General features: G+C 41.4%; 8 protein-coding genes and 2 pseudogenes. 9 read left to right on the top strand and 1 reads right to left on the bottom strand.

What is annotated here, in order from left to right:
- The 6 genes and pseudogenes from DQW12_RS13620 to DQW12_RS13755 form a co-directional block, all read left to right on the top strand.
- Positions 1-191, top strand: a 191-nt coding sequence (locus DQW12_RS13620) for a hypothetical protein (RefSeq protein ID WP_232819870.1), incomplete at its 5' end; no start/stop codon positions are given.
- A gap of 100 nt (positions 192-291) precedes the next feature.
- Positions 292-489 carry a hypothetical protein gene (locus tag DQW12_RS04215; RefSeq protein WP_113906569.1) on the top strand — a complete coding sequence of 66 codons (198 nt, stop codon included), beginning with the start codon at positions 292-294 and terminating at the stop codon, positions 487-489.
- A 63-nt stretch (positions 490-552) separates the two neighbouring features.
- A complete protein-coding gene (tnpB, locus tag DQW12_RS13810) occupies positions 553-858 on the top strand; it encodes an IS66 family insertion sequence element accessory protein TnpB (protein WP_113906568.1) in 306 nt (101 codons plus the stop codon).
- A gap of 94 nt (positions 859-952) precedes the next feature.
- Positions 953-1,375 (top strand): hypothetical protein, encoded by a 423-nt coding sequence (locus DQW12_RS04205; RefSeq protein ID WP_113906567.1) that lies wholly within the window; start codon positions 953-955, stop codon positions 1,373-1,375.
- Positions 1,376-1,530: 155 nt separating this feature from the next.
- Positions 1,531-3,157 (top strand): annotated as a pseudogene (locus DQW12_RS04200) (IS3 family transposase).
- A gap of 118 nt (positions 3,158-3,275) precedes the next feature.
- Positions 3,276-4,487 carry an EpsG family protein gene (locus DQW12_RS13755; protein WP_113906566.1) on the top strand — a complete coding sequence of 404 codons (1,212 nt, stop codon included), beginning with the start codon at positions 3,276-3,278 and terminating at the stop codon, positions 4,485-4,487.
- A 95-nt stretch (positions 4,488-4,582) separates the two neighbouring features.
- Here the strand turns inward: DQW12_RS13755 and DQW12_RS04190 are convergent.
- A pseudogene (locus DQW12_RS04190) lies at positions 4,583-5,554 on the bottom strand (IS30 family transposase).
- Positions 5,555-5,795: 241 nt separating this feature from the next.
- On the opposite strand from DQW12_RS04190, the gene DQW12_RS04185 reads away from it, so the two are divergent.
- Genes DQW12_RS04185 through gmd form a run of 3 tightly spaced genes read left to right on the top strand, consistent with a single transcriptional unit; the run spans position 5,796 to position 9,054 of the window.
- Entirely contained in the window at positions 5,796-6,716 is a 921-nt protein-coding gene (locus tag DQW12_RS04185) for a glycosyltransferase (RefSeq protein WP_198683889.1), read from the top strand.
- On the top strand, positions 6,704-7,939 hold the full coding sequence (locus DQW12_RS04180; protein WP_198683888.1) for a glycosyltransferase family 4 protein: 1,236 nt from the start codon (positions 6,704-6,706) through the stop codon (positions 7,937-7,939). The genes DQW12_RS04185 and DQW12_RS04180 overlap by 13 nt, the downstream gene beginning before the upstream one ends.
- Entirely contained in the window at positions 7,936-9,054 is a 1,119-nt protein-coding gene (gene gmd / locus DQW12_RS04175; RefSeq protein WP_113906563.1) for a GDP-mannose 4,6-dehydratase, read from the top strand. The genes DQW12_RS04180 and gmd overlap by 4 nt, the downstream gene beginning before the upstream one ends.
- Positions 9,055-9,078: the final 24 nt, after the last annotated feature.

The following is a 9,078-nucleotide window of genomic DNA, read 5'->3' as shown; positions in this document are numbered from 1 at the left end:
AAATCGATTCCACAATAATGCTGATGAGTGCTATTGTAAAAGTTCATTGGGTCTTCTCCTTTTTGGTTTGGTCGCCTCCCAGTTTAGCCAAGTTGGCTAAACTGGGGAGAAAGCTCAATGAGTATCAATCACATACACTCGGACAGCAAAAAGCGCCGCTCCTTCGTCGCTCTGCTTTTCGCTGCCGGTGATGTGAGGCGTTATGAGTGTAACCGTAACAGCAACCACGCCTAGGCATGCTTTTGCAGATGGTCTAATTTTATCACCACGTTTCAACTAACGAGGTGATTTATGAGTCGTACCCATCGCAGCCATGCTCAGTGGCTTGAGCTGCTTGCACAAAACGATAACGGTTTTGTGCAAGCGCAACAAGTGATGCAGACGAACCATCATTCGCTGACGCTAAATTATGGCAACCTAGCACTCACCTTGACGCTACACGTTAAGCCACATTGGTTGGCGCAGTTAGTGAAGTCGCTTGTTGCATGAAAATGTTCGTAGAGCCTTCGGCGATTTATTTGTACAAGCAGCCGGTGTTTAGCGGTGCGCTGTTTGTATTTTGTAATCGCCAACGCGACAAAGTACAAAGCGCTGTACTGGAATAAAACCGGTTTTTTCTTGTGCTACAAACGCCTTGAGAAAAGCAAGTTTAAGTGGCCGCGCAAGCTCAACGGTCGTGTGTTAAACCTATCACCACAACAGTGGCAATGGCTATATGCAGCCCGACAAGAACTGTCGTTGCCAATCATGAATAAACTCAAAGACTGGCTCGACAAGTCAGCACTTAGCGTCAATAACCAGTCCCTGTTGGGTAAAGCCATTCACTACACGCTCGGGCAATGGAGTAACTCGAGATGACTGTGTTATAAATGGGGTATTTACATTGCGGCTGCGCCTTCACTACAAACCCGCGTGTATTGGCTGCGTTACCCTAAAGTTCGAGACAATATAGATGGACTCAAATGTTCTAATATCAATAATATCTGCGTCAGCAGCAATAATAGTTGCTGCTTTCACGTATTGGGCCACCAAGCAGCGCGAGCGAGAAGCGGAATGGCGTAAAGAAAAATTAGGGCATTATAAAGAGTATTTTGCTGCGCTAGCCGCAAATGTTGGTGCGCATTCTTCTCATGAGAGCAGTAAAAGGTATGCCATCGCATTTAATACTGTCGGTTTATTCGCATCTCAAGAAGTAATCAGTCGTTTACACAATTACCAGGATTTAACGTGCCTGCCGGGCGAAAAAGTTCCGAGAGATGAGCATGATAAACGATTAACAGAACTGGTACTGGCAATTAGAAAAGATCTAAAACTAAAACCCAAAGACGATGTTTCGTCCTTTAAATATATGGTCATAGAGTCAGGTAAAAAGTAAACGTAACAAAGCGCTATACGAAACCGGACATTTTAAGTTGGTGTTGACAATACTCCGATCTCGGCTATAAGGACTGATAAGGCCCGAGATGCCCCCTCTGGCAGGATTGTTGACACTACTCAAAAATTAACCAGTTGGGGCGTTAAGGCTTGATTGTGCCACGCTATTCAGAAGAACGTAAGCAAGCAGTTCTTAGTAAATTATTACCGCCGTTAAATATGACGGTAGCAGAAGTATCTCGAGTTGAGGGCATTGGCCTGCAAACTTTGTATAGTTGGCGAGATAAAGCCAAATTACAGGGTCGACCCGTGCCAGGAAACAAACCAACACCAGACCAATGGTCACCAGAAGCAAAGCTAGCTGTCGTTATCGAAACAGGCGCTTTGAATGAAGCAGAGCTCAGTGAATACTGCCGTGCTAAAGGACTTTATGTCGAGCAAGTGAGAGCGTGGAAAGCAGACTCACTAAAAGGCTTTGCAAGTTCACGCGAGCAAGAGCTCGAAGCTAGGCAGCAACGCAAAGCAGATCGCAAAGAGATTAAACAGCTTAAGCGCGAGCTTCGCCAAAAAGAAAAAGCGTTGGCTGAAACCGCAGCGTTACTAGTATTGCGAAAAACCTGTCTGGAACAGGTTTTCGCGTAGCCGCGAAGCGGTTAAGTGCATGGATGCACTTAACAAAAAAGCTGGATGCGCTCTGGGAGAACGACAGCGAGGACGATTGACCTCGGTCTCAGAGCGCAAGCAATATGTTACTTGGATACGCGAAGCTAAAGAGTCTGGAGCTCGGCTTCCACTAGCATGCGAAGAAGCCGGTATCAGTTTGCGTACTTATAAGCGCTGGTATCAGAATGGCAAAGTGCTTGCGGACAAACGTCCGGATGCTGTTCGTCCGGGGCCATCGAACAAACTCTCGGTGGCTGAGCAGGCGATTATATTAAACGTCAGCAATGAGAAGCGCTTTACCAGTTTGCCGCCGACGCAGATTGTACCGACGTTGCTTGATGAGGGCCTTTATTATGGCTCCGAATCAACTTTTTACCGGGTGCTGAAGCTACATGGTCAATTGCATCATCGCGGTCGCAGTGCAGCGCCTAAGGGCCATAAAGCGCCGGAGACATTTGAAGCTACGGGACCTGGGCAAGTGTTCTGCTGGGACATCACCTATTTACCGAGCGCTGTACGTGGGCAATTTTATTATTGGTACATGCTCGAAGACTTGTTTAGTCGCAAAATCGTTGGTGATGAAGTTCACGAGCAGGAGTCCGGCGAGCTCGCGGCTGAGCTTTTACAACGCACATTGTTGCGTGAAAACTGCTTACACACAGGCTTAGTGTTGCACTCTGATAATGGTGCGCCGATGAAGTCACAGACGATGCGGGCTAAAGCATATGAGCTAGGTGTGACCACCTCATACAGCCGCCCGCGAGTAAGTAATGACAACCCGTTTGCAGAGTCGCTATTTAGAACCTGCAAATACCGGCCTGAATGGCCTTCTCAGGGCTTTAAAAGCCTAGAAGAGGCTCGTGAATGGGTATTAAAGTTCACACGCTGGTATAACTACGAGCATAAGCACAGTAAATTACGCTTCGTAACGCCGCATCAACGTCATACTAGACAAGATAAAGCCACATTAGCTAAGCGTAAACAGCACTTGGAAAAAGCAAAGGCAGCCAACCCAAATCGCTGGGGTAAACGCAATGTTCGCAACTGCGAACCCGTCGGCCCGACAACACTGAACCCGGACGAGCCGTCAGTTAAACAGGATGAAAAACAGGCCGCTTAAACGAGAAAAAAGTGTCAACTACCTTGAAAAACGCCGAAGCTAACAAGAATAATAATCGGCTTTTAAATCTGAAAGGCTTTGGAAAAATGAAGAGCATAGGCGATAAGAAGTTAATTTAATGGATAGTATAAATAATAATCATGCAAATCCTTATGAAGACTTGACGGTTTGCTTTGTCTTGCTTGTATTTTCAGCTATATCTCCGATCTTATCGATTGTAATCTTAGGTTTTTATGCGTCGGTTCGAGGTAGCTCTAGGCCTGTAATTATTACTTTTTGCACAATTGGATTATTATACTTAGGCTACATAAACTCATCCAAATTAGTTGAGAGTGACTTAATAGTATATGTAGAGCAACTAAGGGTTATAAACTTATATGGGTGGCAATATCTTTTCGAGAATCAAGTATTTTATGTGACAGCAAGAAAGCAAGAAATATTCTATTTTATTACTGTTTATCTAATATCAATATTGATAGGCGATGACGCTAAAATATTTTCATTTGCAATTACTTTTCTCATATATTTGACAGCGTTAGTAGCGCACCTAAGAATTAGCAGATTATTTGGGTTAAATAATAGGTTAATCGTAACGACTTTGTTGCTTACTATGTTTTTCTCGTTGACATTTGTTTTGACGACTCAACTTATTAGGCAATATTTATCGATGGTTATTTTCTTGCTTGGTGTGAGTTACTTAATTGAGAAAAGGATTGTAATTGCAGCGGCGCTATTTGTTTGTGCTGTCCTCAGTCACAATATGATAGTTTTTCTCGTTGTGCTGACTTGTTTTGCGATTTTTTTATCCTCGATGCACAGTAGGATTTCGTTTTCTCTAATGTTTACATTGTCAATATTAATCGGCTTGGTTACCGCGTTTTCAGCGATTGCTCTTTATGTATTTTTCGGTTCGTCGCGCTTATATGCATTCTCAAATCCAATACCGATTATTTTCATCATTAAAGACTTTATATTTTCAATTGCCTTTCTTATTTTTGCACACCAGCAGTTTAAGTATCGTTCACAACTCAAAGAGCCTGTTGCGCTTTTGCTTGTGTTATACTTATTATGGTCTTCATTTCTCGGCTTTCTTTATTTCTTTGACTTGTTTTTATTTCAGCGGTTCTACTATATCCAAGATATTTTTACCTTAGTTTTTGTTGTGGTTATATCTACTTACATCTCTAAGCGAAATGCACTTTACTATTATGTCTTAATTGTTTTATTTGCACTTTCATATTTTTACTTTAGGATAATTCATGCTACATGGACCTATGAACTCAGCGAGTTGCAGTACATATTTCCCCTATATAGTATCCTCAGGTTGTAGTTGTGCTTTACGTGAGTTTTTGTTTGTATGCTTTGTTTTTTGGTGGTGTAAATAAAAATAAATCGTAATTTTTAACTTTGAATTCTTAGATTCAACTAATAACTGCAACATTCGCTCTGCGCGCACTGCAATTGCTCTTTAAAAATTACATCAGGTTGTTTGAAGCCAAGTACCTTACGAGGTCTTAAACTTAATCGCTGCTGATATTTTTTCAACTGCTCGTTTGTCAGTGAACGTAAGTTACTCCCTTTGGGTACATATTGGCGAAGTAACCCGTTTGCATTTTCATTCGCGCCACGCTGGTATGAAGCGTATGGGTCAGCGAAGTAAACATCAGCATTTAAACCCGCGGCAACCCGTTTGTGCTCGGCGAATTCCAAGCCGTTGTCTGCCGTGATTGTATGAACAAGTGATTGAAACGGTCGTAACATTTTAATCAATGCATCGGCAACATCGCCGGCGTGTTTACTCGCTAGTTTTCGGGTCAAGTAGAAACGGCTTTTCCGTTCCAGTGCGGTTGCGATAACGCCGGTTCCACGCTTTCCGATAACCGTATCAATTTCCCAATCGCCAAAGCGTTCACGATGTTCAACAATGCCTGGCCGTTCATCAATCGAGTATCGCTCTAATATGCGGCCTCGCTGCTTATGTAAGCGCTTTTTGTAGCGTTTCAGCCTGTGCCGCAAGTGTGCGTGTAATTGACCACCTTGCTTGAAATCGGCGAGTATGTGGGTGTATACCCATTAATGGTTCACTGGCCGACCGATACGTTTGCAAATCGCCGATATCCGCTCAGGGCTTCAATGGAGCTCTAACATGAACTCAACCGCTATTTTGGTTTTATAGCAGATGCTTTTTTTAACACTGCTTCAACGTCGCTTCAGCGTTTTTAAATGTGCTCTTGATGGCTCATAAGAACCCGATGTAATCGAGTTTCTTCGCAACTCTCGACTAATCGTTGAGGGTGCAACGTCTAGTTTTTCTGCAATCTTTCTGAGTGAAAATTTCTCTGAGAGAAGCAACGAAATCTGGTATCGTTGTCCCTCGGTCAGCTGCCGATAACTCATGTTGGAACTCACGTTTTTGGTCGAAAAGTAAGACTACCACATGTCAGTAGCTGACCTCCCTTCGACCTATCCCATTACATGAGTGTTGCTGTTATTATCTGAATTCAGGATTTATTATATCAAATGTGTGACATGTTCGTTGCCTTTGATTTTTACGTAACTGTATCCAATTGCTCTTCATTGTTTGTATTGAATGTCAAAATTTTTGTACCTCGAAACTATTTAATATGAAGGTATTTGTATGAACTTCGCGCCCATTTTATTGTTTACATATAACCGATTAGAAACCACTCAGCAGTGCATTGATTCATTGTTAGCCTGCGACGGTGCATCAGAAACCGACATTGTTATTTTTTCTGACGGGCCTAAAAATGAGCAAGATGCAATAAAAGTTGCTGAAGTGAGAAAGTACTTGAAAGAACTCGTCGGTTTTAGAAACGTAGACATTCATTTCTCTGAAGAGAACAAAGGACTAGCCGGTTCGATAATTCAGGGTGTGACTTCTATTTTTACAAAAAAAGAGATGGCTATCGTAGTAGAGGACGACCTCCTTGTTTCCAATGACTTTCTCATATTCATGAACAAGGCCCTTGAGTTTTACAAGCGTGATTTGAATATACTGTCGATTTGTGGATATTCACCAAACCTGAGAAAGCTTAATCCGTCCGATGATGTCTATTTTGGCAAGAGAAGCTCTTCCTGGGGTTGGGCTACTTGGGTAGACAGATGGCGAGAGATTGACTGGACTGCTCCGAATGCAAAAAAACATCTCGAAGATAAAGTTTGGCGAAAGAAGTTTGCTAAAGTTGGTAGTGATATGCCACGCATGTTGCAGAATCAGTTAGATGGAAAAATTAATTCGTGGGCTATTCGATTTTGCTATCACCAATTTAATAGAAATCTTGCAAGTGTTTTTCCTGTAAAAAGTAAAGTTTGCAATGTTGGCTTTAATAATGATGCGACGCATACGAAAACACCACTTGGTAAAGCATTTAACTGTGCACTAGAAAGAAATTATGACTTTAACTATACATTTTTTAATTTTAAAGGGTTTTGTCCAGATGTGGTAGGCGAATTCGCATCTCTTTACTCTTTCAAAGCGCGGGCTTTGAAAAAGATGAAAGAACTTGTTATCAAATGGAGGGCATCATGCGGATTTTAATAGTACATAATTACTATGGTAGCGATGCACCTTCTGGTGAAAATATCGCAGTCGATGCAGAAATAAAATTGTTAAGAATGAATGGGCATGAAGTTGAAGTTTTCAGTAAACGTAGTGACAGTCTGCGTGCAAAAGGAATTGCTGGTAAACTTAAAGCAGGTTTACTTTTCATTTATAACTTAAAAGCTAAAAAGGAATTAAGTTCGATTTTAAATAATTTCAAAGCGGATGTTGTTCATGTTCATAATACATTTCCTATCTTATCAAACTCTATCTTTGAAATTTTATTGAAAGAAGATATCCCTGTTTTAATAACGCTTCATAACTACCGGTATTCTTGTGCTAATGGGTTGCATATCAGAAATAAAACAGTTTGTACTACATGTATTGGTAAATCGGTGCCGATAGCAGCGTTAAAACATAGGTGTTACAAAGCTAGTTTCTTACAAACTATTCCCTGGTTTTTTAGTAAGTGTCTGTCTATATTTAAAGCCGGAACAAACATTATTAACATTGATGGTATTATTGTATTGTCCGATTTTCAAAAAAGCCTATTAATAAAAAATGGGTTTAATGAGCGCAATATATACATTAAACCTAACTTCACTTTTTCATCAAACTCAAATGAGATATTTCCTCAAGTTACTACGAACAATGAGTTTGAGGTAACTTTTGTAGGGAGGCTATCTGAAGAAAAAGGACTGCGGACTTTGCTTAAAGCTTGGAAGCACTGGGGAGGCTCTGCGCCAATGCTAAATATTGTTGGCGATGGTGAACTAAAAAGTAAAATTACTGAAGAATCAACTGCACGCAAATTAAATGTAAAATTTCATGGCCATTTAGATCGATCTGGAGTTGAAAGAATACTAGATAGAACATCTCTACTTGTAGTTCCCTCGGAATGCTACGAGACGTTTGGATTAGTAATAATTGAGGCCTTTTCTCGGGGTATTCCAGTACTTGGCTCTGATATGGGAGCGATACCAAGCGTAATAGACCGGGATGTCGATGGATTGATATTTCGCCAAAAAGATTATATTGATTTGTTTACTAAGGCTAAAGCATTATTTGATTCTAAAGCACTCCTAGAAAAGTTAAGCGCTAATGCTTATATCTCGTATAAAAATAAATTTTCAGAAAAAGCTGCTTATTCGAATCTAATGAAAATTTATAATGCGGTATTGATTGAAAGAAAAAATAACGATAGGAAGTTGTCTCCATGAAAAAAGCATTAATCACCGGTGTTACCGGCCAAGACGGCTCATATTTAGCCGAGTTTTTGTTAGAAAAAGGATATCAGGTTCACGGTATAAAACGTCGTGCTTCCTTGTTCAATACTCAACGGGTTGATCATATCTACCAAGATCCACACGTAGATAATCAAAACTTTGTTTTGCATTACGGTGACCTTTCCGACACCTCGAACTTAATTCGAATTATCCAAGAAGTTCAGCCTGATGAAATCTATAATCTTGGTGCTCAGTCTCATGTGGCAGTAAGCTTTGAGTCTCCGGAGTATACAGCTGATGTTGATGGTCTGGGTACTTTACGTATTCTCGAAGCAATCCGTATTTTGGGTTTGGAGAAAAAGACTAAGTTTTATCAAGCGTCCACTTCTGAGCTTTATGGTTTAGTTCAAGAAATTCCGCAAAAAGAAACTACGCCGTTTTATCCGCGTTCGCCTTATGCTGTGGCTAAATTGTATGCATATTGGATTACCGTAAACTATCGCGAGTCGTATGGTATGTATGCCTGTAACGGTATTTTGTTTAACCACGAGTCACCACGTCGCGGTGAAACCTTTGTGACCCGTAAAATCACCCGTGGTTTGGCTAACATAGCCCAAGGACTAGAAGAGTGCCTGTATATGGGGAACATGGATGCGTTGCGCGATTGGGGTCATGCGAAAGACTACGTAAGAATGCAATGGATGATGCTCCAGCAAGACCAGCCAGAAGATTTCGTAATTGCTACAGGTGTGCAGTACTCGGTACGTGAGTTTATTACATGGTCGGCTAAAGAACTTGGAATAACCTTACGCTTTGAAGGCGAAGGTGTTGATGAAATTGCAGTTGTTGAAGCTATCGATGGCGACGACGCACCAGCGCTAAATGTTGGTGATGTGATCGTAAAAGTGGATCCTCGTTACTTCCGGCCAGCTGAAGTGGAAACACTACTTGGCGATCCAACTAGAGCCAAAGAAAAACTTGGATGGACACCAGAAATTACCGTTCAAGAAATGTGTGCAGAAATGGTAATGGAAGACTTAAAGGTTTCCAAACGTCATGCTTTGTTGAAAGAACACGGATATGAAATTCCGGTTTCGGTTGAAGGTTAACTGGCAAAGGGAACACCGATTTCT

It is taken from the genome of Aliidiomarina celeris (assembly GCF_003316875.1).
Lineage (GTDB): Bacteria > Pseudomonadota > Gammaproteobacteria > Enterobacterales > Alteromonadaceae > Aliidiomarina > Aliidiomarina celeris.
Note: the sequence above shows the minus strand (reverse complement) of the source record. Positions and strands in the feature narration are given on the sequence as shown.

Excerpts from the sequence above, each read along its gene's own strand:
- gmd (WP_113906563.1), top strand. The coding sequence starts at position 7,936 with ATGAAAAAAGCATTAATCACCGGTGTTACCGGCCAAGACGGCTCATAT.
- DQW12_RS04205 (WP_113906567.1), top strand. The coding sequence starts at position 953 with ATGGACTCAAATGTTCTAATATCAATAATATCTGCGTCAGCAGCAATA.
- DQW12_RS04180 (WP_198683888.1), top strand. The coding sequence starts at position 6,704 with ATGCGGATTTTAATAGTACATAATTACTATGGTAGCGATGCACCTTCT.
- DQW12_RS04215 (WP_113906569.1), top strand. The coding sequence starts at position 292 with ATGAGTCGTACCCATCGCAGCCATGCTCAGTGGCTTGAGCTGCTTGCA.
- DQW12_RS04185 (WP_198683889.1), top strand. The coding sequence starts at position 5,796 with ATGAACTTCGCGCCCATTTTATTGTTTACATATAACCGATTAGAAACC.
- DQW12_RS13755 (WP_113906566.1), top strand. The coding sequence starts at position 3,276 with ATGGATAGTATAAATAATAATCATGCAAATCCTTATGAAGACTTGACG.